At 72.8% G+C, this 24,679-nt stretch carries 21 protein-coding genes and 1 pseudogene; 16 read left to right on the top strand and 6 right to left on the bottom strand.

Features of this window, described 5'->3' with window-relative positions; genetic code table 11:
* Positions 1–23: 23 nt before the first annotated feature.
* Positions 24–509 (bottom strand): DUF3515 domain-containing protein, encoded by a 486-nt coding sequence (locus AC6I72_RS09155; protein ID WP_037862136.1) that lies wholly within the window; start codon positions 507–509, stop codon positions 24–26.
* Between the two features lie 21 nt (positions 510–530).
* On the bottom strand, positions 531–764 hold the full coding sequence (locus tag AC6I72_RS09150; protein ID WP_366725642.1) for an Lrp/AsnC family transcriptional regulator: 234 nt from the start codon (positions 762–764) through the stop codon (positions 531–533).
* Positions 765–982: 218 nt separating this feature from the next.
* Here AC6I72_RS09150 and AC6I72_RS09145 point away from each other — a divergent pair, with 218 nt between their 5' ends.
* Together AC6I72_RS09145 and thiD are read left to right on the top strand one after the other, a co-directional pair.
* Complete coding sequence (locus AC6I72_RS09145; RefSeq protein ID WP_037862137.1) at positions 983–1,948, top strand: thiamine-phosphate kinase; 966 nt, start codon at positions 983–985, stop codon at positions 1,946–1,948.
* Positions 1,945–2,754: a bifunctional hydroxymethylpyrimidine kinase/phosphomethylpyrimidine kinase gene (thiD, locus tag AC6I72_RS09140; protein WP_498000349.1), complete on the top strand. Its 810-nt coding sequence runs from the start codon at positions 1,945–1,947 to the stop codon at positions 2,752–2,754. The genes AC6I72_RS09145 and thiD overlap by 4 nt, the downstream gene beginning before the upstream one ends.
* A 291-nt stretch (positions 2,755–3,045) precedes the next feature.
* Here the strand turns inward: thiD and rpmB are convergent, their stop codons facing one another.
* Complete coding sequence (gene rpmB, locus AC6I72_RS09135; protein WP_003993230.1) at positions 3,046–3,231, bottom strand: 50S ribosomal protein L28; 186 nt, start codon at positions 3,229–3,231, stop codon at positions 3,046–3,048.
* A 266-nt stretch (positions 3,232–3,497) separates the two neighbouring features.
* Between rpmB and AC6I72_RS09130 the strand changes: the two genes are divergently transcribed.
* The 9 genes and pseudogenes from AC6I72_RS09130 to mutM all read left to right on the top strand — a co-directional run bounded on the left by AC6I72_RS09130 (position 3,498) and on the right by mutM (position 12,961).
* Positions 3,498–5,348 (top strand): DAK2 domain-containing protein, encoded by a 1,851-nt coding sequence (locus tag AC6I72_RS09130; RefSeq protein ID WP_498000348.1) that lies wholly within the window; start codon positions 3,498–3,500, stop codon positions 5,346–5,348.
* A gap of 140 nt (positions 5,349–5,488) precedes the next feature.
* Positions 5,489–7,708, top strand: a complete 2,220-nt coding sequence (gene recG, locus AC6I72_RS09125) for an ATP-dependent DNA helicase RecG (RefSeq protein ID WP_498000347.1) — start codon at positions 5,489–5,491, stop codon at positions 7,706–7,708.
* An 85-nt stretch (positions 7,709–7,793) separates the two neighbouring features.
* Positions 7,794–8,384 (top strand): annotated as a pseudogene (gene rsmD, locus AC6I72_RS09120) (16S rRNA (guanine(966)-N(2))-methyltransferase RsmD); the annotation flags it as partial.
* A 26-nt stretch (positions 8,385–8,410) separates the two neighbouring features.
* Positions 8,411–8,890 (top strand): pantetheine-phosphate adenylyltransferase, encoded by a 480-nt coding sequence (gene coaD, locus AC6I72_RS09115; protein ID WP_498000346.1) that lies wholly within the window; start codon positions 8,411–8,413, stop codon positions 8,888–8,890.
* 99 nt (positions 8,891–8,989) lie between these two features.
* A complete protein-coding gene (locus AC6I72_RS09110) occupies positions 8,990–10,138 on the top strand; it encodes a F0F1 ATP synthase subunit B (protein ID WP_498000345.1) in 1,149 nt (382 codons plus the stop codon).
* 156 nt (positions 10,139–10,294) lie between these two features.
* Complete coding sequence (locus tag AC6I72_RS09105) at positions 10,295–10,939, top strand: YceD family protein (RefSeq protein WP_037862147.1); 645 nt, start codon at positions 10,295–10,297, stop codon at positions 10,937–10,939.
* A 2-nt stretch (positions 10,940–10,941) separates the two neighbouring features.
* Positions 10,942–11,115 (top strand): 50S ribosomal protein L32, encoded by a 174-nt coding sequence (gene rpmF, locus AC6I72_RS09100; RefSeq protein WP_007493396.1) that lies wholly within the window; start codon positions 10,942–10,944, stop codon positions 11,113–11,115.
* Positions 11,116–11,122: 7 nt separating this feature from the next.
* The gene (rnc, locus tag AC6I72_RS09095; protein WP_498000344.1) at positions 11,123–11,962 is read left to right on the top strand and encodes a ribonuclease III; all 840 of its coding nucleotides are present in this window, start codon (positions 11,123–11,125) and stop codon (positions 11,960–11,962) included.
* A gap of 111 nt (positions 11,963–12,073) precedes the next feature.
* Positions 12,074–12,961 carry a bifunctional DNA-formamidopyrimidine glycosylase/DNA-(apurinic or apyrimidinic site) lyase gene (gene mutM, locus AC6I72_RS09090; RefSeq protein WP_498000343.1) on the top strand — a complete coding sequence of 296 codons (888 nt, stop codon included), beginning with the start codon at positions 12,074–12,076 and terminating at the stop codon, positions 12,959–12,961.
* A gap of 3 nt (positions 12,962–12,964) precedes the next feature.
* Here the strand turns inward: mutM and AC6I72_RS09085 are convergent, their stop codons facing one another.
* Positions 12,965–13,360 (bottom strand): winged helix-turn-helix transcriptional regulator, encoded by a 396-nt coding sequence (locus tag AC6I72_RS09085; protein ID WP_498000342.1) that lies wholly within the window; start codon positions 13,358–13,360, stop codon positions 12,965–12,967.
* Positions 13,361–13,666: 306 nt separating this feature from the next.
* Here AC6I72_RS09085 and AC6I72_RS09080 point away from each other — a divergent pair, with 306 nt between their 5' ends.
* The 4 genes from AC6I72_RS09080 (at position 13,667) to AC6I72_RS09065 (ending at position 20,343) form a co-directional block, all read left to right on the top strand.
* Positions 13,667–13,948, top strand: coding sequence for an acylphosphatase (locus tag AC6I72_RS09080; RefSeq protein ID WP_498000341.1), 282 nt, complete (start codon positions 13,667–13,669; stop codon positions 13,946–13,948).
* 379 nt (positions 13,949–14,327) lie between these two features.
* A complete protein-coding gene (locus tag AC6I72_RS09075; protein WP_018567931.1) occupies positions 14,328–14,531 on the top strand; it encodes a hypothetical protein in 204 nt (67 codons plus the stop codon).
* A 289-nt stretch (positions 14,532–14,820) separates the two neighbouring features.
* A complete protein-coding gene (locus AC6I72_RS09070; RefSeq protein ID WP_498000340.1) occupies positions 14,821–18,576 on the top strand; it encodes an SMC hinge domain-related protein in 3,756 nt (1,251 codons plus the stop codon).
* Positions 18,577–18,924: 348 nt separating this feature from the next.
* Positions 18,925–20,343: a sugar porter family MFS transporter gene (locus AC6I72_RS09065; RefSeq protein ID WP_498000339.1), complete on the top strand. Its 1,419-nt coding sequence runs from the start codon at positions 18,925–18,927 to the stop codon at positions 20,341–20,343.
* 790 nt (positions 20,344–21,133) lie between these two features.
* Here the strand turns inward: AC6I72_RS09065 and AC6I72_RS09060 are convergent.
* Positions 21,134–22,588: a cytosine permease gene (locus AC6I72_RS09060; RefSeq protein ID WP_498000338.1), complete on the bottom strand. Its 1,455-nt coding sequence runs from the start codon at positions 22,586–22,588 to the stop codon at positions 21,134–21,136.
* 215 nt (positions 22,589–22,803) lie between these two features.
* Between AC6I72_RS09060 and ftsY the strand changes: the two genes are divergently transcribed.
* Entirely contained in the window at positions 22,804–24,018 is a 1,215-nt protein-coding gene (gene ftsY, locus AC6I72_RS09055) for a signal recognition particle-docking protein FtsY (RefSeq protein WP_498000337.1), read from the top strand.
* Between the two features lie 226 nt (positions 24,019–24,244).
* On the opposite strand, the gene AC6I72_RS09050 is transcribed toward ftsY, so the two are convergent.
* Positions 24,245–24,640 carry a GNAT family N-acetyltransferase gene (locus AC6I72_RS09050; RefSeq protein WP_498000336.1) on the bottom strand — a complete coding sequence of 132 codons (396 nt, stop codon included), beginning with the start codon at positions 24,638–24,640 and terminating at the stop codon, positions 24,245–24,247.
* Positions 24,641–24,679: the final 39 nt, after the last annotated feature.

The raw sequence follows: 24,679 nt of genomic DNA, 5'->3' as shown, positions 1-24,679 counted from the left end.
GCTCCTCGCTCCCGGCGAAGATCTCAGTCGGCGATCCCCTCGGGGATCGCCTTCTTGACGGCCGGGGCCAGGGAGACCAGCGGGGCCACGCCGTTGCCGGTGCGGCTCGCGGGCAGGCTGACCTCGACGTAGGCCTTGCGCAGGGTGGTGGTGAAGCGGAACGATCCGTCCGGCTGCTTCTGGAGCAGCCAGCCGACCCCGTCCACCTCCGCGCCGTCGGCCTCCGGGTCGTCCATCTCGGCGGGCCGGGGGACACCGCAGCGCAGTATGATCGCCGGGCTTCCCCAGCCCGCGGTGAGCGCGGAGCCGGGCCGGGGGTCCTTGCGGCTCAGCCCGTCCACTTTCTGCGGCAGTGCTCTGTCCAGGTTCCCGCACAGCTTCGCGACCGCCGTGTCCGGGCTGGGAACCGCAGCGGTGGCACGGTCGTCGCTTGAGGAGCAGCCCGCTGCGGTGATCAGCGCGGCGAGGGCGACGGGCAGGCCGAGCAGCCGGTGACGGAAGGAACTCACCGGCCCAAGGGTAGACGGGGGCTACAGATGCACGACCGGGCAGGTCAGGGTGCGGGTGATGCCCTCCACTTGCTGGACCTTGGCGACCACCATGCGACCCAGGTCGTCGACGGTGTCGGCCTGCGCGCGCACGATGACGTCGTAGGGACCCGTCACGTCCTCGGCCTGGATCACTCCGGGCAGTCTGCTGATCGTCTCGGCGACGGTCGACGCCTTGCCGACCTCCGTCTGGATCAGGATGTACGCCTGTACCACGGAACCTCCAGGGCGGCCACGAGGATCATGTGGGGAAAAGGAACGCCACGGTATCGCGTCGCCGCACGCCACGGGGAGACCCGGGAGCGACGTGGCCCGCGCGCCGGGGTGCAGGTAGGACTGAAGTCGACGGACACCACGACCGTAACGAGGCCCGCGCGGACGCGCGAGTGGGAACCCGACCGGGAACGCACAGGGACAGAAGGGGCGTAAGGGCAATGAAGGGCACTGTTGGTGAGCTCGGGGAGTTCGGGCTCATCAGGGAGCTCACCTCCCGTCTCACCACCACCCCGGCGGTCCGGGTCGGCCCCGGCGACGACGCCGCGGTGGTCGCCGCCCCCGACCGCAGGGTCGTGGCGAGCACCGACATACTCCTGGAGGGGCGGCACTTCCGCCGCGACTGGTCCACGGCGTACGACGTGGGCCGCAAGGCCGCCGCGCAGAACCTCGCGGACATCGCCGCCATGGGTGCCGTGCCGACCGCGCTGCTGCTCGGCCTGGTCGTCCCCGCCGAACTGCCGGTCACCTGGCCCACCGAGATGATGGACGGCCTGCGCGACGAGTGCCAGGTCGCCGGGGCTTCCGTGGTCGGCGGCGACGTGGTCCGCGGCGACACGATCATGGTGTCGATCACCGCCCTCGGCGACCTGCGCAACCACGAACCGGTGACCCGTGCGGGCGCCCAGCCCGGTGACCTCGTCGCCGTCACCGGCTGGCTGGGCTGGTCCGCCGCCGGGTACGCCGTGCTCTGCCGCGGCTTCCGCTCCCCGCGCGCCTTCGTCGAGGCGCACCGCAGGCCCGAACCGCCCTACCACGCGGGCCCCGCCGCCGCCGGACTCGGCGCGACCGCGATGTGTGACGTCAGCGACGGACTCATCGCCGACCTCGGGCACATCGCGGAGGCCAGCAAGGTCCGCATCGACGTCCGCTCCGGCGCCATCGACATCCCCTCGCAGATGAACGACATCGGGCAGGCCGTCGGCGTCGACCCGCTGCAATGGGTGCTGACCGGAGGGGAGGACCACGCGATCGTGGCGACCTTCCCCCCGGACGTGAAACTGCCGGCCCGCTGGAAGGTGATCGGCGAAGTGCTCAACCCCTCGGCCCTGCCCCAGGTCACGGTCGACGGCGCCCCCTGGACCAAAAAGGGCGGCTGGGACCACTTCGGGGACATCGAGTCGTGAGCGCCGCACCCCCGCGCGTCCTGACCGTCGCCGGTTCCGACTCCGGCGGCGGCGCCGGCATCCAGGCCGACCTGAAGACGATGCTCGCCCTCGGCGTGCACGGCATGAGCGTGCTCACCGCGGTCACCGCGCAGAACTCCCTCGGCGTGCAGGGCGCCTGGGAACTGCCCGTGGAGGCGGTCCGGGCCCAGTACCGCAGCGTCGTCGACGACATCGGCGTCCAGGCGGTCAAGACCGGCATGCTGTCCTCGGCGGAACTGGTCGAGGCGGTGGCCGCGTTGCTGGCCGGCACGGACGCGCCCGTGGTCGTCGACCCCGTCGGCGTCTCCAAGCACGGCGATCCGCTGCTGGCCGCCTCCGCCCTGGAGTCGGTGCGCACCGCCCTGCTGCCCACGGCCACCGTCGCCACCCCCAACCTCGACGAGGTCGCCCAACTCACCGGCGTCGAGGTCACCTCGGAGGAACAGCTGCGCGAGGCCGCCGACGCCGTCCTGGCGTACGGCCCGGCCTGGGTGCTGGTCAAGGGCGGCCACCTCGCGGGAGACGCCGTCGACCTGCTCACCGACGGCCGTGAGGAACACTGGCTGCGCGCCCCGCGCCACGACAACCGGCACACCCACGGCACGGGCTGCACCCTGGCCTCCGCCGTCGCCGCGCAGCTCGCCAAGGGCCAGTCCGTGCCCGAGGCCGTGACGGCCGCCAAGGAGTACGTCACCGGGGCCATCGCGGCCGGCTTCGCGCTCGGCGGCGGGATCGGTCCCGTGGACCACGGCTGGAGGTTCCGCACACCTCACACCGCCGGGTAGTCCGCGCCGGCCCGGTCGCGGTGGCCGCCTTCCCGGTGAACCGCTCGACGGAGCGGGCCGCCCCCGCGCGAGCCGGGCAGCCGGTCCGGCCGGCCCCGGCCGCGCCACCCGTCGGCGGCGGATGCGCCACCGGCGGCGGCGTGAAGGCATTTCCCGGATTCCGGCGGGCTGCCCGGATTCCGGCGGGCGGGCGCGGTGCCCGGCGTCCGGGTACGGCAAAAAGCCGGCCCACCTGACAGGTGGACCGGCTCAGTGCAGCGAACCGGCAGTGGCCGCGCGCTCAGCTGAGCGTCAGCGCGAGACCTTGCCGGCCTTGATGCACGAGGTGCAAGCGTTCACGCGCTTCGGCGTCCCGCCGACCACGGTACGCACACGCTGGATGTTCGGGTTCCAGCGACGGGACGTACGGCGGTGCGAGTGCGAGATGTTGTTGCCGAAGCCCGGCCCCTTGCCGCAGACGTCGCAGTTGGCAGCCACGGGTCACTCCAAAGACTTCAGATGCACTTACGGTTGATCCCGGCATGCCGGGATCAGGATCCGGAGGCTCGAAGAGCACGCTGAATCTGAGTGGCGGTGCCAGGGGGAAGAGCCCGACAGGATCGGGCAACCGGAGCAGCATACAACGCCTGCTCCCGTACAACGAAACTACCATGGCGGCTCAGGGGCCCGCCCGGGCCCTCCTCCGGCGGGCGCCGCCCCTGGGTCTACGCTGCCGTCCGGTCCAGCAGCTCGAGGAGGCGCAGGTGGCGCAGGTGGCGCAGACGTTCGACGCGCCGGCGGTGCGCACCTGGTGCGGCCTGGCCCTGCGCGCCCTCGGTCGCGCGCGCGAGGAGATCGACGCGATCAACGTCTATCCCGTGGCCGACGGCGACACCGGCACCAACCTCTACCTGACCGCCGAGTCCGCCGCCGCGGCCGTCGAGGCCGTCTTCGCGGGCCACGAGGCGGGCGGCGCGGCCTCCGGCGGCCCCTCGCTCTCCGAGGCCGCGCGCGCGATGGCGCACGGGGCGCTCATCGGCGCCCGCGGCAACTCCGGCACGATCCTCGCCCAGCTGCTGCGCGGCATGGCGGAGGTGCTCGCCGCCGACGGTGACAACGCCCACACCGACGGCCGCGGGCTGCGGCTCGCCCTGCGGCGGGCCGCCGACTCGGCCCGGCAGGCCGTGGCCCACCCCGTCGAGGGCACGGTCCTCTCGGTCGCCTCGGCCGCCGCCGACGCGGCCACCGGCGCCGAGGGCGACTGCGGGGCGGTGGCACGGGCGGCCTACGAGGGCGCGCGCACGGCCCTGGCCGCCACCCCCGGCCAACTGGCCGTCCTGGAGCGCGCCGGGGTGGTCGACGCGGGCGGACGCGGCCTGGTGGCCGTCCTGGCTGCCCTGGTCGAGACGTTCACGGGGCAGGCGCCGTCCGCCGCCCGCGAGGCCCCCGCGGGAAGGACGCCCGCCTCCCGGGGGCCGGGCGCGCGGCCCGGTCCGGGGGAGGGCGGCGCCCCGCCGGCGCGGGCGGCCGGAAACCGGTCCGTCGTCCCGCACGCGCGCGTGCGGGACGACGCCGAACCCACCGAGACCCCCGGGCCCTGCGCGGCGGCCGGGCCCCCGACGCCGGCCGAGCCCCCGGCGCCCTGCCCGCCCACCGCATCCGCCGCCCCTTCGGCCGCCTCCGCGAGCGGCGGCCCCGCTTTCGAGGTCACCTACCTCCTGGAGGCCGAGGACCTCGCCGTCGCCCGGCTGCGGCAGCGGCTCGACGCGCTCGGGGACTCCCTGGTCGTGGTGGGCGGCGACGGACTGTGGAACGTCCACGTGCACGTGGACGACGCCGGGGCCGCGGTGGAGGCCGGTGTGGAGGCCGGCCGTCCGCACCGGATCCGGATCACGCACTTCGGCGCGGGCGACGCGCACACCGCCGCCACCGCCGAGCGCACGCGCGAGCCCGCCCCGCGCGCGGTGGTGGCCGTCGTCCCGGGCGAGGGGCTGGCCGCACTGTGTGCCGAGGCCGGGGCGACCCCGGTGCTCGCCCGCCCCGGCGAGCCGCCGGCCAGCGGCGAGCTGGTGGAGGCCCTGCGGCGGGCGCACGCGCGCGAGGTGGTCCTGCTGCCCAACGACGCCGAGCTGCGCGACACCGCCGCCGCGGCGGCCGAGCAGGCCCGCCGCGAGGGCATCCGGGTCGCCCTCATCCCGACCCGCTCGGCGGTCCAGGGCATCGCCGCACTCGCCGTGCACGAGCCCGGCCGCCGCTTCGACGAGGACGTCGTGGCCATGACCTCGGCCGCCGGGGCCACCCGCCACGCCGAGGTCGTCGTCGCCGAGCACCGCTCCTGGACCACCGCCGGCATCTGCCAGGCCGGGGACGTCCTCGGCCTCATCGACGGCGACGTCGCCGTCATCGGCCCGGACGTCACCGCCACCGCCCGGACCGTCCTGGACCGGATGCTCGCGGCCGGCGGCGAACTGGTCACCCTCGTCCTCGGCGACGAGGTCCCCGACACCGTCGCAGGCCACCTCCAAGCCCGCGTCCGCGACTCCTACCTGGCCGTCGACACGGTCGTCTACCGGGGCGGCAGACAGGGCGCCCTGCTGCTCATCGGCGTGGAATAGCGGTCCCGCGCCGCCCTCATCCTCCCGCCCGCGCCTGCCGGGACGGGAAGGCCGGGGCGCGCCTCGTCCACAGCCCGGGCACCCCGCGCGACCAGCGGTTTCCCCGGACGGCTACGGCATTGTCGGTGCCGTGGTGTGCAATGGATCTCGTGCCCGCACTGCCAGAACCACTGCGCCAACCGCTCAAGTCGGTGCTCGGCCCCGCCACCGCGAAGGTGATGGCCGAGCACCTCGGCCTGCACACCGTCGGTGACCTCCTCCACCACTACCCCCGCAGATACGAGGAGCGCGGCCAGCTCACCCACCTCGCCGACCTCCCGATGGACGAGCACGTCACCGTGGTCGCCCAGGTCGCCGACGCCCGCCTGCACACCTTCGCCTCCTCCCGGGCGCCGCGCGGCAAGGGCCAGCGCCTGGAGGTGACGATCACCGACGGCAGCGGCCGGCTCCAGCTGGTCTTCTTCGGCAACGGCGTGCACAAACCCCACAAGGAACTGCTGCCGGGCACCCGCGCGCTGTTCGCGGGCAAGGTCTCCGTCTTCAACCGGCGCCTCCAGCTGGCCCACCCCGCCTACGAACTGCTCAGGGGCGACGCCGAGGAGACCGTCGAGTCCTGGGCCGGCGCCCTCATCCCGATCTACCCCGCGACCGCCAAACTGGAGTCCTGGAAGATCGGCAAGGCCGTCCAGACCGTCCTGCCCAGCGCCCAGGAGGCCGTCGACCCGCTGCCCGCCGCCCTGCGCGACGGCCGCGGCCTGGTCACCCTCCCCGAGGCCCTGCTCAAGATCCACCGCCCGCACACCAAGGCGGACATCGCCGACGCCCGCGCCCGCCTCAAGTGGGACGAGGCGTTCGTCCTCCAGGTCGCCCTGGCCCGCCGCAGGCACGCCGAGACGCAGCTTCCCGCCGTTCCCAGGAAGCCCGGCCCGCACGGCCTGCTCGCCGCCTTCGACGACCGCCTCCCGTTCACCCTCACCGAGGGCCAGCGCAAGGTCTCCCGGGAGATCTTCGACGACCTCGCCACCGACCACCCCATGCACCGGCTGCTCCAGGGCGAGGTGGGGTCGGGCAAGACCCTGGTGGCCCTGCGCGCCATGCTCGCCGTCGTGGACGCGGGCGGACAGGCCGCGATGCTCGCGCCCACCGAGGTGCTCGCCCAGCAGCACCACCGGTCGGTCACCGAAATGATGGGGGAGCTGGCCGAGGGAGGGATGCTGGGCGGTACCGAGCACGCCACCAAGGTGGTGCTGCTCACCGGCTCCATGGGCGCCGCCGCCCGCCGGCGGGCCCTGCTCGACCTGGCCACCGGCGAGGCCGGCCTGGTGATCGGCACCCACGCGCTGATCGAGGACAAGGTGCAGTTCCACGACCTCGGACTCGTCGTCGTGGACGAGCAGCACCGCTTCGGCGTCGAGCAGCGCGACGCCCTGCGCGGCAAGGGCAAACAGCCGCCGCACCTGCTGGTCATGACCGCCACCCCCATTCCGCGCACGGTCGCGATGACCGTCTTCGGCGACCTGGAGACCTCCGTCCTGGACCAGCTCCCGGCCGGCCGCTCGCCCATCGCCAGCCATGTCGTCCCCGCCGCCGACAAACCGCACTTCCTCGCGCGCGCCTGGGAGCGGGTGCGCGAAGAGGTGTCCCAGGGGCACCAGGCGTACGTCGTCTGCCCGCGCATCGGGGACGAGGAGGACGAGCCCGGGAAGGCCGCCGGGAAGAAGCCCCCGGAGGAAGGCGCCGACAAGCGCCCCCCGCTCGCGGTCCTGGACGTGGCCGAGCAGCTCGCGAAGGGTCCCCTGCAAGGCCTGAAGGTCGAGGTGCTGCACGGCAGGATGCAGCCCGACGACAAGGACGCGGTCATGCGCCGCTTCGCCGCGGGCGACACCGACGTGCTGGTCGCCACCACCGTCATCGAGGTCGGCGTCAACGTCCCCAACGCCACCGTGATGGTGATCACCGACGCCGACCGCTTCGGCGTCTCCCAGCTGCACCAGCTGCGGGGCCGGGTCGGCCGCGGCTCGGCGCCCGGTCTGTGCCTGCTGGTCACCGAGATGCCCGAGGCGAGCGCCGCCCGCCAGCGGCTGAACGCGGTGGCGGCCACCCTCGACGGCTTCGAACTCTCCCGCATCGACCTCGAACAGCGCCGCGAGGGCGACGTCCTCGGCCAGGCCCAGTCCGGGGCCCGCACCAGCCTGCGGGTGCTCGCCGTCATCGAGGACGAGGAGATCATCGCCCAGGCCCGCGAGGAGGCCGCCGCCGTGGTGGCCGCCGACCCCGCCCTGGAGCACCTGCCCGGCCTGCGCACGGCCCTGGACGCCCTGCTGGACGAGGACAGGGAGCAGTACCTGGAAAAGGGCTGAACAGACCGGACCCCACCGGCCCAGGAGCGCGGCGGACCGCGCGACCGGCCACACTGGACGCAAAGCCGCTCACCATCAAGGACCTCAGATGACCCGCGTGATCGCCGGCAAAGCCGGCGGACGTCGCCTTGCCGTCCCGCAGGGTGGCCGCACCCGCCCCACCTCCGACCGCGCGCGTGAAGGCCTGTTCTCCACCTGGCAGTCCCTGCTCGGCGGCCCGCTGGAGGGCGAACGGGTCCTCGACCTGTACGCCGGCTCGGGCGCCGTCGGCCTGGAGGCCCTGTCCCGCGGCGCCGGGCACGTCCTCCTCGTCGAGGCCGACGCCCGCGCCGCCCGCACCGTCCGGGAGAACGTCAAGGCCCTCGGTCTGCCCGGGGCGGAGGTGCGCGCCGGCCGCGCGGAGCAGGCCGTCCAGTCACCGCCCCCGGCCGGCCCGTACGACATCGTCTTCCTCGACCCGCCGTACGCCGTCTCCGACGACGATCTTCGGGAGATTCTGCTCACACTCCGCTCTCAGGGGTGGCTCGCCGCGGGGGCCCTCGTCACCGTGGAGCGCAGCACCAGAGGCGGCGAGTTCGGGTGGCCGCCCGGCTTCGACGCGATCCGGGCCCGCCGCTACGGCGAGGGAACGTTTTGGTACGGTCGCGCCGCCTCTATGTGCGAAGACGCACGATGACCGGACCGGAGAGCGAGGGATCTCAAGTGCGCCGCGCCGTCTGTCCCGGGTCGTTCGACCCGATCACCAATGGACACCTCGACATCATTGCCCGCGCCTCCCGTCTGTACGACGAGGTCTACGTGGCGGTGATGATCAACCAGTCCAAGAAGGGCCTGTTCGAGATCGAGGAGCGCATCGACCTCATCCGCCAGGTCACCGCCGACTACGGCAACGTCCGCGTCGAGTCCTTCCACGGCCTCCTCGTCGACTTCTGCAAGCAGCGCGAGATCCCCGCCATCGTCAAGGGCCTGCGAGCGGTCAGCGACTTCGACTACGAGCTGCAGATGGCCCAGATGAACAACGGCCTCTCCGGTGTCGAGACGCTCTTCGTGCCGACCAACCCCACCTACAGTTTCCTGTCGTCCTCCCTGGTGAAGGAGGTCGCGGCCTGGGGCGGCGACATCGCCCACCTGGTGCCCGACGTCGTCCTGCGGGCGCTGACCGCCCGGCTGCGGAAGAAGTGACGTCCTGACGGCCCGTCACCCGGTGTCCGGCGGCTGCCGCATGGTCGTACAGTCGTCCCGTCCGTTACCCGCACATCGGTAGGGAGTGGCGAGCACACCGTGGACGTGCAGAAGAAGCTCGACGAGATCGTGACCACGGTCTCCGGCGCCCGGTCCATGCCCATGTCGGCCTCGTGCGTGGTCAACCGCGCCGAACTGCTCGCGCTGCTCGACGAGGTGCGCCAGGCCCTGCCCGGTTCGCTGGCACAGGCCCAGGAGCTGATCGGCGACCGCGAGCAGATGGTCGAGGAGGCGCGGCGCGAGGCCGAGCGGATCATCGAGACCGCGCACGCCGAGCGCGGCTCGCTGATCTCCGACACCGAGGTGGCCCGCCGCTCCCAGGCGGAGGCCGACCGGATCCTGTCCGAGGCCCGCCGGGAGGCCGAGGAGGTCCGCGCCGAGGCCGACGACTACGTCGACTCCAAGCTCGCCAACTTCGAGGTGGTCCTCACCAAGACCCTCGGCTCGGTCGGCCGCGGCCGGGAGAAGCTGCTGGGCACCGGCCCCGGCCTGAACGAGAACGGCTACGAGGACGAGGACGCCCCCGAGCGCAGCCACGACCCGGAGACCCTGCGCCGCGACGCCGACGCCTACGTCGACGCCAAGCTGGGCGCCTTCGAGGCCGTGCTCGCCAAGACCCTGGAGGCCGTCGGCCGCGGCCGGCAGAAGCTGCACGGCCGCATCGCCACCGACGACCTCGGCGCCCTCGCCGACGACACCAGCACCGTGCAGCACTCCAGCGACGCCGACTACCTCGCCGGCCTCGCGGACCTCACCGAGAGCCCCGCAGCCCCCGCCGCCGCCGACCGGCCCGGCCGCCCGCAGCAGCCGCAGCAGCCGGTGTACGAGCCGCAGCCGGCCTACGGTTACCAGCAGCCCCAGCCCGCCCAGGGCGATCCCTACGGCGGCTACCAGCAGGGTTACGGCGGCCAGCAGGACCCGTACGGCTACCAGCAGGCCGACCCCTACGGCTACCAGGGGGGATACGACCCCGGCCAGACCGGCGCCTACGACCCGCACCAGCCCCAGCAGGCGCACGAGACGCAGCAGGCCCACGACGTCCAGCAGGCGCACCAGGGCCACCAGGCGCAGCAGCCGCAGCAGAGCCCGGCCCACCAGGGGTATGCCCTCGACGAGACCAGCCTCTTCGACACCGGCATGATCAGCGCCGAGCAGCTGCGGGCCTACGAACAGGGGCGCGGCCTGTAGCTCCGGGCCGCCGCGCTCCGGCCCCGGAGACCGGATTGGGCCGAGAGCGAAAGGTCAAGTATCCTGGCTCTTCGGTCGCGCGTAAGTGCGCGGTCAGCGCTGCCCGGGTGCACCTCCGAGGCGGCGTCCCTCCGAGTTCGGAAACCGAAAGCAGGAATGGCTCACAGCTCCCGCCTCGACCACCGCAACCCTCTCGTGTTCGACACACATGAGCTGGGGCGGCGGCCCGGCGCGCTGCAGCGCCTGACCCGCGAGGTCCCGGCCCCCCGGGACCTCGGTATCCACGGAGTGATCGGAGTGCCGGAAGGCGCCCCGGTGGAACTCGAACTCCGGCTCGAGTCGGTCATGGAAGGTGTGCTCGTCACAGGCACCGCCCGTGCACAGGCCGAGGGGGAGTGCGTAAGGTGTCTGGAGCCGGTCGGGCTTGCGCTCGAAGCGGACTTCCAGGAGATGTTCTCGTACCCTGACGCCGACGACCGGGGCCGCGTGATCGCGGAACCGGGCGACGACGCCGAGGACGACGAGGACAGGCTCCTTCTCGAGGACGGACTCTTCGACCTCGAACCTCTGCTGCGCGATGCGGTGGTGCTCGCACTGCCGATGCAGCCGGTGTGCCAGGAAGACTGCCCGGGCCTGTGCTCCCAGTGCGGAGTGCGGCTCGCGGACGACCCGGACCACCACCACGACGCCGTCGACATCCGTTGGGCGGCTTTGCAGGGACTCGCCGGCACCACGTCGGACGGCGAGAAGGACGAGATGAGCGGCGCCGAAGCGGGCGTCGACGAGAAGCAGGAGAAGTAGCCGTGGCTGTTCCGAAGCGGAAGATGTCGCGCAGCAACACGCGCCACCGCCGGTCGCAGTGGAAGGCTGCGGTCCCCACCCTGGTTGCGTGCGAGCGCTGCCACGAGCCCAAGCTGCAGCACATCGCGTGCCCGTCTTGCGGCACCTACAACAAGCGCCAGGTCCTCGAGGTCTGAGCGGCTGGTGAGAGGCACCGTGTCCACTGCCAAGAAGGCGGCTGACGCCGACGCCAGCAGTTCCCGCCGACGCGGGAGTGTTCCGTCGGACAACACGGCCTCGTCCCACACGCTTCTGGAAGGGCGGCTCGGCTACCAGCTCGAGTCCGCCCTTCTGGTGCGCGCGCTGACCCACCGTTCCTACGCGTACGAGAACGGCGGCCTGCCGACGAACGAGCGGCTGGAGTTCCTCGGTGACTCCGTCCTCGGCCTCGTCGTCACGGACACGCTGTACCGCACCCACCCCGACCTGCCCGAGGGCCAGCTGGCCAAGCTGCGGGCCGCGGTGGTCAACTCGCGTGCGCTGGCGGAAGTGGGCCGCGGACTCGACCTGGGTTCCTTCATCCGGCTCGGCCGGGGTGAAGAGGGCACGGGCGGCCGGGACAAGGCCTCCATCCTCGCCGACACCCTCGAAGCGGTGATCGGTGCGGTCTATCTCGACCAGGGCCTCGACGCGGCCTCCGAACTGGTGCACCGCCTGTTCGACCCGCTGATCGAGAAGTCCTCGAACCTCGGAGCCGGCCTGGACTGGAAGACCAGCCTCCAGGAACTCACCGCGACCGAAGGGCTCGGAGTACCCGAGTACCTGGTCACGGAGACCGGCCCCGACCACGAGAAGACCTTCACTGCTGCCGCCCGCGTCGGAGGCGTCTCGTACGGCACCGGCACCGGCCGCAGCAAGAAGGAGGCGGAGCAGCAGGCCGCCGAGTCCGCCTGGCGGGCCATCAAGGCCGCCGCGGACGAGCGCGCCGAGGCGGCCGGGCAGGCCGCCGCCCAGGACGGCGACCCGTCGTCCGCCTCCGCCTGACCGGTACGAGCAGTACAGCTTGACCGAGCGCCCGCCCCGAGCCCATTGCTCGGGGCGGGCGCTCGGATTCGTCCAGCGGACCGTGGGGTCACGGTCCTGACGGGGGTCCCGATGCCCGAGTTGCCCGAGGTCGAGGTCGTCCGGCGCGGCCTGGAGCGGTGGGTCTCCCACCGCACCGTCGCCGACGTCGAGGTGCTGCACCCGCGCGCCGTACGCCGGCACGTCGCGGGCGCCGACGACTTCGCGCACCGCCTCAAGGGCCACCACATCGCCGCCGCCGCCCGGCGCGGCAAGTACCTGTGGCTGCCGCTGGAGGAGACCAACCAGTCCGTCCTCGCCCACCTCGGCATGAGCGGCCAGCTGCTGGTCCAGCCGCACGAGGCGCCCGACGAGAAGCACCTGCGCATCCGCGTCCGGTTCGCCGACTCCCTCGGCACCGAGCTGCGTTTCGTGGACCAGCGCACCTTCGGCGGTCTCTCCCTGCACGACAACACCCCGGACGGCCTGCCCGACGTCATCGCGCACATCGCCCGTGACCCCCTCGATCCGCTGTTCGACGACGAGGCGTTCCACCAGGCACTGCGCCGCAAGCGCACCACGATCAAACGGGCCCTGCTCGACCAGTCGCTGATCAGCGGCGTCGGCAACATCTACGCCGACGAGGCGCTGTGGCGGGCGCGCCTGCACTACGAGCGCCCCACCACAGGTTTCACCCGCCCGCGCTCGGCCGGACTCCTCGGTCACATCAGGGACGTGATGAACGCGGCCCTCGCCGTCGGCGGCACCAGCTTCGACAGCCTGTACGTCAACGTCAACGGCGAATCCGGCTACTTCGAACGCTCCCTGGACGCCTACGGCCGCGAGGGCCTGCCCTGCCGCCGCTGCGCCACGCCGATGCGCCGCCGTCCCTGGATGAACCGTTCCAGCTACTACTGCCCGAAGTGCCAGCCCGCACCGCGCACGCGTGCCGCCGGGCCCGGGACGCCCGGCCGGGGCTGAGCGTCAGGCCCGGCGGGCGTCGTAGGTCTCGCGGGCGGTGAGGACCTCGTCCATCCGGCCCTCCACGCAGTGGATGAGGGCCAGCAGCCGCTCGGCGACCTCGCGGCCGAGGGAGGTCAGTTCGTAGTCCACGCGGGGCGGGTTCGTCGGCTGGGCCTCGCGGTGCACCAGACCGTCCCGTTCCAGCGCGTGCAGCGTCTGCGAGAGCATCTTCTCGCTCACCCCGTCGACGCGGCGGCGCAGTTCGTTGAAGCGCAGGGACCCCTGGTACAGGGCGCCGAGGGTGAGTGCCCCCCAGCGTCCCGTGACGTGCTCCAGCGTGCCGCGCGAGGGGCAGGCCTTGGCGAACACGTTGTACGGGAGGTCCTGCTCCGCGACGGGCTCCGGCATGATGCTCATCCCTTGAGCGTACGCGAACACAGCGCGAACCGGCAGATCGCGCTAACTCTTCGCCAGTGCCGGCAGGGCGGTGGAGAGGCTGACCGGGCTGGCCACCTCGGCCCCGTCCGAGGCCCGCGCGGGGACCTCCTCGGGGGCCCGCTCCGCTGGTGCGGCGGTGCGGCTGACACGGGCGCTGGGCCGGCCCGGTCAACCGGCGTCACTCGATCGAGTGAGTTTCATATGAGATGTCTCCGCTCGGGGTGCTACCTCACGGGGCCAGGGGCGGATGTGCCCCGCACGGCACCGCCCGGTTAGGTTGCAGTCATGAGCGAGGATGTTCGACTGGTCGCCTGGGTGCGCGGCCAAGTCCAGGGCGTGGGTTTCCGCTGGTTCACGCGGGCCACGGCCCTGGAGATCGGCGGCCTGAGCGGCTTTGCTCTCAATCTGGCCGACGGTCGCGTCCAGGTCGTCGCCGAGGGGTCCCGCACGGCCTGCCAGCGCCTTCTGGCCTGGCTGGAGGGCAGCGACACGCCCGGCAGGGTCGACGGCGTCACCGAGATCTGGGACACACCACGCGGCGGCTACGACGGCTTCGCCATCCGCTGAGCCCGCCTCGCCGCCTGCCGGGGAAGCGGCGGACCGCACCTGCCACCGGCATGGGCCCGAAGGGAAAACGGCAGGTGATTGCGGAGAGGCACTTGCCGCGGCACGCTCCGCACGGCAGGATGATCGCCACGCCCCCCGGGGCCCGCAGGAGCCGCAGCGCCACCGATTTCCGGTCGCGCGCCCCCGGGACGCCCATCGGTACGGGGCGTGATCGTGTTGACCGTCAAACTTTTTGGTGAGACGCTGAAAGCCCGCGCACCTCAGCTGTTTGGCATGGAAGAACGGCACGAAAAACTGAACAGTGCCAAGCACCACGGGTGCGAATCCCTCACGACCCAAACCGCTTCGGTCGGTCACTCATTGTGGAGGACCATCCATCATGGCAAAGGCGCTTCTCGGTTACGTCGGCGGCTCCGACCCTCGACTCCTCGCCGAGATGCGAAGGCTGCAGCAGCGTGTCCAGGACCTGGAATCCGAGCTGGTACGAATCCAGGCGGAGAACGACGCGCTGGCGGCTGCCGCTTCTCACGACAGGATCATGGAGCGCGTCGACGCACACCAGGCGGAGCCTGCGCTCACCTGATCACTGCATCGGCACAGCGACACAGTGGTTGGGCTGCCCGTATCAACCGCTCAGTTGTCAGAGTTGCAAGGGACGCTTCGGCGTCCCTTCTTTCTTGCCCCCGCTCTTCCCCCTGGGTCCCCTCGGCCCTGTCCGGCTCGCCCGGTCCCGGCCCGCGCCCGGTCTTGCTTGCCCCCTGCATCCTTTCAGTCTCTTCAACGTCTGGTGTGCCCTGCGTGTACATGGGTGAAACCGCGCGGTTGCGAGGGTTCATGAAGTGCGGTAGCGGCGGCGGGTAAAGTCCGACGGCGTGCACCTCAAAGCCCTGACCCTGAGAGGGTTCAAGTCGTTCGCCTCGGCGACCACGCTCCGGTTCGAACCGGGGATCACGTGCGTCGTCGGCCCGAACGGCTCGGGCAAGTCCAACGTCGTGGACGCGCTCAGCTGGGTCATGGGCGAGCAGGGCGCCAAGTCGCTGCGCGGCGGCAAGATGGAGGACGTCATCTTCGCCGGCACCACCGGCCGCCCGCCGCTGGGCCGCGCCGAGGTGTCGCTGACCATCGACAACTCCGACGGGGCCCTGCCCATCGAGTACGCCGAGGTCACCATCACGCGGATCATGTTCCGCAACGGCGGCAGCGAGTACCAGATCAACGGCGACACCTGCCGCCTGCTGGACATCCAGGAACTGCTCTCCGACTCCGGCATCGGCCGCGAGATGCACGTCATCGTCGGCCAGGGGCAGCTCGACTCCGTCCTGCACGCCGACCCGATGGGCCGCCGCGCCTTCATCGAGGAGGCCGCCGGCGTCCTCAAGCACCGCAAGCGCAAGGAGAAGGCGCTCAGGAAACTGGACGCGATGCAGGCGAACCTCGCCCGCGTCCAGGACCTCACCGACGAACTGCGCCGCCAGCTCAAGCCGCTGGGCCGCCAGGCGGCCGTCGCCCGCCGGGCCGCCGTCATCCAGGCCGACCTGCGCGACGCCCGCCTGCGCCTGCTCGCCGACGACCTCGTACGCCTCCAGGAGGCCCTGCGCGCCGAAGTCGCCGACGAGGCCGCGCTGAAGGAACGCAAGGAGAGCGCCGAGCGCGAACTGCGCAAGGCACTCCAGCGGGAGGCGCTCCTGGAGGACGAGGTGCGCCGGCTCGCCCCGCGCCTGACCCGCGCCCAGCAGACCTGGTACGAGCTGTCCCAGCTCGCCGAACGCGTCCGCGGCACCGTCTCGCTCGCCGACGCCCGGGTGAAGAGCGCGACCTCGGCCCCCGTCGAGGAACGGCGCGGACGCGACCCGGAGGACCTGGAGCGCGAGGCCGCCCGCGTCCGCGAACAGGAGGCCGAGCTGGAGGCTGCCCTGGAGGCGGCGCAGCGGGCGCTCGAGGACACCGTCACCCACCGCGCCGAACTGGAACGCGAACTCGCCGCCGAGGAACGCCGCCTGAAGGACGCCGCCCGCGCCATCGCCGACCGCCGAGAGGGCCTGGCGCGGCTCAGCGGCCAGGTGAACGCGGCCCGTTCCCGCGCCGCCTCCGCCCAGGCCGAGATCGACCGCCTGGCCGCCGCCCGGGACGAGGCCCAGGAACGCGCCGTACGCGCCCAGGAGGAGTACGAGGCGCTCAAGGCCGAGGTCGACGGCCTCGACGCCGAGGACCACGACCTCGCCGAACGGCACGACGCGGCGAAGGCCGCCCTGGCCGAGGCGGACGCCGCCCTCACCGCCGCCCGCGAGGCCGCCACCGCCACCGAACGCCGGCGCGCGGCGACCCAGGCCCGCCACGACGCCCTGGCCCTCGGGCTGCGCCGCAAGGACGGCACGGGCGCCCTGCTCGACGCCACCGACCGGCTCACGGGCCTGCTGGGCCCGGCGGCGGAGGTCCTGACGATCACGCCGGGCTACGAGACCCCGCTGGCGGCAGCACTCGGCGCCGCCGCCGACGCCCTGGCGGTCTCCACCCCCGCCGCGGCGGCCGACGCCATCCGCCTGCTGCGCAAACAGGACGCGGGCCGCGCGGCCCTGCTGCTCACCGGAGCCCCGGAGCCCTCGCGCCAGCCCGCTCCCGGCCCCGGCGACGACCTGAACCCGCCCGGCGCGCCCGGCGCAGGGGCCACCACTGGCGCGGCCGGCCCGGCGGCGGCCTCCGGCGCTCCCACCGTGACCGGCTCGACCGAGGCCTCCGGCGCTCCCGCCGGGACCGGTCCGGGTGACGACGCTCGCCGCGGCCCCCTCGCGGCCGGCCCCCGGACCGGCGGGGACGGGCCGCCCGCCGGGCACCGGTTCGCCGCCGATCTCGTGCGCGGGCCCGCCGACCTCATGCCCGCCGTACGCCGGCTGCTGCACGGCATCGTCGTGGTCGGCACCCTGGAGGACGCCGAGGACCTGGTCTACGCGCACCCCGCGCTCACCGCGGTCACCGCCGAGGGCGACCTGCTCGGGGCGCACTTCGCGCAGGGCGGTTCGGCCGGGGCGCCCAGCCTCCTCGAAGTGCAGGCGTCCGTCGACGAGGCGGCGGCCGAGCTGGCGGACCTCGCCCTGCGCTGCACCGAGTCGGCCGAAGCCCAGCAGCGGGCCGCCGGGCGGCGCGGGGAGTGCGCCGCGCTCGTCGAGGAACTGGGCGAGCGCCGGCGCGCGGCCGACCGGGAGAAGTCGGCGGTGGCACAGCAGCTCGGGCGGCTCGCCGGTCAGGCGCGCGGCGCCGCCGGGGAGGCCGAGCGGTCGACGGCCGCCGCTGCCCGCGCCCAGGAGGCCCTGGACCGGGCCCGGCAGGAGGTGGAGGAACTCGCCGAACGGCTCGCCGTCGCCGAGGAGACACCGGTCGAGGAGGAGCCCGACACCTACGTACGGGACCGGCTGGCCGCCGACGGCGCCAACGCCCGGCAGACCGAGATGGAGGCCCGTCTCCAGGTCCGTACGCACGAGGAACGGGTCAGGGGCCTGGCCGGCCGGGCCGACTCCCTGGACCGGGCCGCCCGCGCCGAACGCGAGGCACGCGCGCGTGCCGAACAGCGGCACGCCCGGCTGCGCCACGAGGCGGCCGTCGCCGAGGCCGTCGGCGCCGGGGCGCGGCAACTGCTGGCGCACGTCGAGGTCTCCCTGGCCCGCGCGGAGCAGGAGCGGGCCGCCGCCGAGACCGCCAAGGCGCACCGGGAACAGGAGCTGACCGCTGCCCGCGCCGAAGGGCGCGACCTGAAGGCCGAACTCGACAAGCTGACCGACTCCGTCCATCGGGGCGAGGTGCTCGGCGCGGAGAAGCGGCTGCGCATCGAGCAACTGGAGGCCCGGGCGCTGGAGGAGCTGGGCGTCGAACCGGCGGGCCTGGTGGCGGAGTACGGGCCGCACCAGCCCGTACCGCCCTCGCTGCCGGCCGAGGGGGAGGAGCTGCCGGAGGACCCGGAGCACCCCCGCAACCGGCCCCGCCCCTTCGTCCGCGCCGAGCAGGAGAAGCGGCTGAAGGCCGCCGAGCGGGCCTACCAGCAGCTCGGCAAGGTCAACCCGCTGGCCCTGGAGGAGTTCGCCGCCCTGGAGGAGCGCCACAAGTTCCTCAGCGAGCAGCTGGAGGACCTGAAGAAGACCCGCGCCGACCTGCTGCAGGTGGTCAAGGAGGTCGACGAGCGCGTCGAGCAGGTCTTCACCGAGGCCTACCGGGACACCGCACGGGAGTTCGAAGGCGTCTTCGGCCGGCTCTTCCCGGGCGGCGAGGGCCGTCTCGTGCTGACCGACCCGGACAACATGCTGACCACGGGCGTCGACGTCGAGGCGCGCCCGCCGGGCAAGAAGGTCAAGCGGCTCTCCCTGCTCTCCGGCGGCGAGCGCTCGCTGACCGCCGTCGCGCTGCTCGTGTCGATCTTCAAGGCCCGCCCGAGCCCGTTCTACGTCATGGACGAGGTCGAGGCGGCCCTCGACGACACCAACCTCCAGCGGCTCATCCGCATCATGCAGGAGCTGCAGGAGGCCTCGCAGCTCATCGTGATCACGCACCAGAAGCGCACCATGGAAGTGGCCGACGCCCTGTACGGCGTCTCCATGCAGGGCGACGGTGTGTCGAAGGTCATCAGCCAGCGGCTCCGCTGAACAGGCACGTCCGCAGCGATCGAGTCCGGGGCGACCGCGTTCACGCCGGCGCCGGCGTGAACGTGCACGCCGACCGGGCCCCGGCCCCGCGTTCCCGCGCGCGCGTGCGCCTCGCGCTCCTTCGCGTGTCCGCGCGGCTTCGGGGTAGTCGGAGCATGTCCCGCTACTTGATTTCAACACTTGAATGCAAGCCCGCCACGCGGGCGGGTCAAACTCACAGCAGAAGAAGTATTGACTTCGAAACTTGAAGGCATAGTCTCTGCAACGTTGCTTTCACCTTCAGGGTCTCAAGACCCGGGAGGGCTGACCCCACCCCGGCAGCGCTGCCGGAGTGCCCGAGGAGTACACGTGACCAGCACAGCGCAGGCGCCGAAGCCAGGAGCCGGTACGGCTCATCCCGATCATCTCGGGCATGTCATCTTCATCGCGGCGGCGGCCGCCATGGGCGGGTTCCTCTTCGGCTACGACAGCTCCGTGATCAACGGCGCCGTCGAGGCCATCCGGGACCGCTACGACATCGGCCCCGCCGCGCTGGCCCAGGTCATCGCCATCGCGCTGATCGGCTGCGCCGTCGGCGCCGCCACCGCGGGCCGCATCGCCGACCGGATCGGCCGCATCCGCTGCATGCAGATCGCCGCCGTCCTGTTCACCATCAGCGCCGTCGGCTCGGCCCTGCCGTTCGCCCTGTGGGACCTGGCGCTGTGGCGCATCATCGGCGGCTTCGCCATCGGCATGGCCTCCGTGATCGGCCCCGCCTACATCGCCGAGGTCGCCCCGCCCGCCTACCGGGGCCGGCTCGGCTCCTTCCAGCAGGCCGCGATCGTCGTCGGTATCGCCATCTCGCAGCTGGTCAACTGGGGCCTGCTCAACGCCGCCGGCGGCGACCAGCGCGGCAAGCTGATGGGCCTGGAGGCCTGGCAGGTCATGCTCGGCGTGATGGTCGTCCCGGCCGTCCTGTACGGCCTGCTCTCCTTCGCCATCCCCGAGTCCCCGCGCTTCCTGCTCTCCGTCGGCCGCCGCGACAAGGCCCGTGCGATCCTCGCCGAGGTCGAGGGCGAGAAGACCGACCTCGACGCCCGGGTGACCGAGATCGAGAACGCCATGCGGCGCGAGCACAAGTCCACCTTCAAGGACCTGCTCGGTGGCGGCTTCTTCTTCAAGCCGATCGTCTGGATCGGTATCGGCCTGTCGGTCTTCCAGCAGTTCGTCGGCATCAACGTCGCGTTCTACTACTCCTCGACGCTGTGGCAGTCGGTCGGTGTCGACCCGACGCAGTCGTTCTTCTACTCCTTCACGACGTCGATCATCAACATCATCGGCACCGTGATCGCGATGATCTTCGTCGACCGCATCGGCCGCAAGCCGCTCGCCCTCATCGGCTCGGTCGGCATGGTCGTCGGTCTCGCCCTGGAGGCGTGGGCGTTCTCGTACCACCTGGTCGACGGCAAGCTGCCCGCCACCCAGGGCTGGGTCGCCCTGGTCGCCGCCCACGTGTTCGTCCTCTTCTTCGCCCTGTCCTGGGGCGTGGTCGTGTGGGTCTTCCTCGGCGAGATGTTCCCGAACCGGATCCGTGCCGCCGCCCTGGGTGTGGCCGCCTCCGCGCAGTGGATCGCCAACTGGGCCATCACGGCGAGCTTCCCGTCGCTGGCCGACTGGAACCTGTCCGGTACCTACGTGATCTACACGGTCTTCGCCGCCCTCTCCATCCCGTTCGTCCTGAAGTTCGTCAAGGAGACGAAGGGCAAGGCACTGGAGGAGATGGGCTGAGCCTCGGAAGAGGTCCCCGAGCCCGAGGAGAAGGGCCAAAGTCCCCGCTGCCCCTCTCCTCGAACCGTCCGCCGCCCCCACTCGGTCACCGCCGAGCGGGGGCGGCGGTTTTTCCGCACGTCACCGGACGAGGGCACCCATCACCCCCGGCCGGTTCCCGGGCCGCCGCCTCGATGCCGTCCCGTCCCGCCCGTCCCGTCGCGGGCCGGGATTCGGGCCGCGCGCTTCCCGGCCGTCCGAGGGCCTGCGACGGCGGCGACGGTCACGTCCGTGCGGGAGCGCGGCGACGCGACCTCCGTCCAGGAACTCCGCAGCCGGGGGCCATCCCGTCCGGGTGGGAGCGCGTAGCCGCCCCGGCCGCAGTCCTACGGCCCTGCGCGGCGCCCCGGTCCGGGGCGACGCGACCTCCGTACAGGAACTCGGCCGGCGGCGGCCGTCACGTCCGAGCGGGAGCGCGCAGCCGCCTCGCCCGCAGCCTTACGGCCCTGCGCGGCGCCCCCGTCCGCGGCGACGCGACCTTCGTCCAGGAACTCGGCCGGCGCCCCGGCCTCCCACCCGCGTCCGTTTGCCGCCGCGCGCCTGGGACAGGACACGCGCCGCAGGGGCCGTACGGTGCGCGGCCCCGCACCGCCGCCGGAGGCCAGGACGGCGGACCGGCCGGGTCGTCGTGGTCCTCCGCGGTGTGGTCCTGCGGCCACGCCGGCGCGGGAGGGCAGGACGAAACCCCCTCCGCTGCCGGGCAGCGGAGGGGGTGGGGGAGCGGGCCGGCCGGCGAGCGGCGCGGCTCGGGTCAGAGGGCGAGCGACTCCTGCCGCTCGGCGGACCGTGCGTCCGCGGCGCCCGGATTCACCACCGCCGGCTTGGGCAGCACCAGGTACAGCAGACCGGAGATCACGATCGTGGCGACCCAGCCGAGGCCGTACTCGCCGATGACGTTGTTGTGGGCGAGCGGGCCGGTGAACCAGTCGGACGTGGTGAACATCAGACCGGCGGCCAGGCCGATCGCCCAGGCGGCCACCGCGGCGGGCGAGAAGCCGCCCTTGTACCAGTAGGCGCTGGTCCGCGTCGTGTCGGCCATGGCGGCGCCGTCGTACTCGGTGCGCCGCAGCATGTCCGCGCCGAAGACGCCGACCCAGGCGGAGAAGGCCACCGCGAGCAGCGACAGGAAGGCGATGAACGACCCCATGAAGCTGGTCGCCACCAGCATCAGCACCCCGCCGAAGGCCAGCGAGATCACCGCGTTGACCGAGACCGCCCAGTGCCGCGGCACCTTGAAGCCGAGGGTCTGCGCGGTGAAGCCCGCCGAGTACATCGACATCGAGTTGATCAGCAGCATGCCGATCAGCGCGATCAGCAGGTACGGCACCGCGATCCAGGTCGGCAGGATCTCGCCGAGGAAGGAGACCGGGTCGGAGGCCGAGGCCAGGTCGGGCGTGGAGACCGCCATCACGGCGCCCATCAGCACCATCGGCAGGACGACGATGCCGGCGCCGCCCACCGAGGTGCCCACGATCGCCCTGGACGAGGCGGTGCGCGGCAGGTAGCGGGTGAAGTCCGGAGCGGTCGGGATCCAGCTGACGCCGCCCGCCGCGATCATGCCGATGCCGGTGATCACCGCGGCCGTGGAGCCCGCGGAGTGCGCGAACACCTTCGACCAGTCGGTGTCGACGATCAGGTAGACCAGCACCAGGACGGAGAAGAGGCCGAAGAGGTAGGTCGCGTACTTGTTGCACTTCTGGACGGCGTTGATGCCGAGGCCGGAGATCGCGAACGTGGCGACGACGAAGATCAGCAGCATCACCAGGTCGAGCACGCTGTTCGCCTTCAGCCCGAAGACGATGTCCAGCACGCTGAGCATCGCGTAGGCGCCGGTCACCGCGTTGATCGTTTCCCAGCCCCAGCGGGCGACCCAGATCAGCGAACCGGGCAGCAGGTTGCCGCGCTGGCCGAAGACCGCGCGGGACAGCGCCATGCCGGGCGCGCCGCCGCGCTTGCCCGCGATTCCGATGAGCCCCACCAGGCCGTACGACACCACGGGCGCGGCGGCGGCGCAGACGAGCGCCTGCCAGAAGTTGAGGTGGTACGCCACGACGAGGCTCGCGCCCATGGTGAGCAGCAGCACGCTGATGTTGGCGCCGACCCAGGTCGGGAACAGTTCGCGGGTCCGTGCGGTGCGCTCATGGTCGGGCACCTGTTCGATGCCGCGGGTCTCCAGGGCGCCTTCGCCCTCGGCGGTCTTGCTCATGAAGAAGGGTCCGTGCCTCGTTCGTGGGGGTGGGGTGCGGCTCGCGGGGGGAGCGGCGGGCGCCGTCGGGGGCGGCGATGTCGGGACTCTACGCGTGTTGACCCGCCCACCACCATCGTACTTTGATACTATTCGCGTCTTTAGGTGGCGTTTGTCTCTCGGATGAAGCCACAAGCCGCCTCGGGCCGGGGGCCATGGCTGATACTGGACGCGTTATGGAAACCATCATCCTTGCTGTAGTCATCGCCGTGGTGGTGCTCGGCGCGCTCGGCGGGCTCGTCGTCGGCAGCCGGCGGAGGAAGCCGCTGCCCCCGCCACCGCCCAGCCCGCCCGACATCACCGCCGCCCCTCCGGCCGAACCGCACGTCGGCGACGAGGCCGAGACGCCGCGCGAGGAGCCGCGGCGGACGATCGAGGAGGTGGACCTTCCGGGCGGCTCGGCCCCCACCGCCGTGGAGGAGCCGCCCGTCGTCGAGGAACTCCCGGGCCCCGAGATCGAGGTTCCCGAGCCCACCGCCGGCCGCCTGGTCCGGCTGCGCGCCCGTCTCTCCCGGTCGCAGAACGCCCTGGGCAAGGGCCTGCTCACCCTGTTGTCCCGCGAGCACCTCGACGAGGACACCTGGGAGGAGATCGAGGACACCCTGCTGACCGCCGACGTCGGCGTGCAGCCCACCCAGGAGCTGGTCGACCGGCTGCGCGAACGCGTCCGCGTGCTCGGCACCCGCACCCCCGAGGAACTGCGCGCCCTGCTGCGCGAGGAGCTGCTCACCCTGGTCGGCCCCGACCTGGACCGTACGGTGAAGACCGAGCCCGCCACCGGCAAGCCCGGCATCGTGATGGTCGTCGGCGTCAACGGCACCGGCAAGACCACCACCACCGGCAAGCTCGCCCGGGTCCTGGTCGCGGACGGCCGCAGCGTCGTCCTCGGCGCCGCCGACACCTTCCGTGCCGCCGCCGCGGACCAGCTCCAGACCTGGGGCGAGCGGGTCGGTGCCTACACCGTGCGCGGTCCGGAGGGCGGCGACCCCGCCTCCGTCGCCTTCGACGCGGTGAAGGAGGGCAAGGAGATGGGCTCCGACGTGGTGCTCATCGACACCGCCGGCCGGCTGCACACCAAGACCGGGCTCATGGACGAGCTGGGCAAGGTCAAGCGCGTCGTCGAGAAGCAGGCCCCGCTGGACGAGATCCTGCTGGTGCTCGACGCCACCACGGGGCAGAACGGCCTGGTCCAGGCCCGGGTCTTCGCCGAGGTCGTGGACATCAGCGGCATCGTGCTGACCAAGCTCGACGGCACCGCCAAGGGCGGCATCGTGGTCGCGGTCCAGCGTGAGCTGGGCGTCCCGGTCAAGCTGATCGGCCTCGGCGAGGGCGCGGACGACCTGGCGCCCTTCGAGCCGGAGGCGTTCGTCGACGCCCTGATCGGCGACTGACGGCCGGCACGACCGCGGGCCGCCCGCCGGCCCGCGCCCGCACCGACAGCGGCGCCCGCCCCCGGAATCCGGTGGGGACGGGCGCCGCTGCCGTGTGCGCCGGATGCCGCCCGGTTCTTCTTCTTTCGCGGCGCGGTGAGACCGGCCGCCGCCCGGTTCTTCATTCGCGGCGTGGTGAGACCGGCCGCCGCGCCCTCGCAGGGCGGGCAGTCCGGCCGCCGCCGCCTCACAGGGCGAGCAGCCCGGCCGCCGTCTCCCGGAAGCCGCACGCGTCGATGTAGAAGGGGCGCAGGCCGGCCTCGTAGTCGACGTGCAGCCACGCGCACCCGGCGGCGCGCGCCTGCCGGGCCGCCGTCGCGACCAGCTCGGCCCCGACCCCGTGCGACCGGTGGTCCGGGGCCACCACCGTGTCCAGCAGGAAGGCGTGGACCCCGCCGTCCCAGGCGACGTTGACGAAGCCGATCAGGCGGCCGTCCCGGCGGGCGCAGACCCAGCCGAGGCTGTGCCGCAGCAGCCGCTCCCGCCACTCGCCCCGGCCGGCCGGATACCCGAAACCCCCGGCGTGCAGCGCGTCCAGCGCGGCGTCCTCGACCTCGCCCCGCCACTCGTAGGTGATCGTCATCCGGCGATCGTACGGGGCCGCCCCGTCACCCGACCGGAG

It is taken from the genome of Streptomyces sp. Xyl84, assembly GCF_059731885.1.
This window is presented reverse-complemented; position numbering and strand designations above follow the sequence as displayed.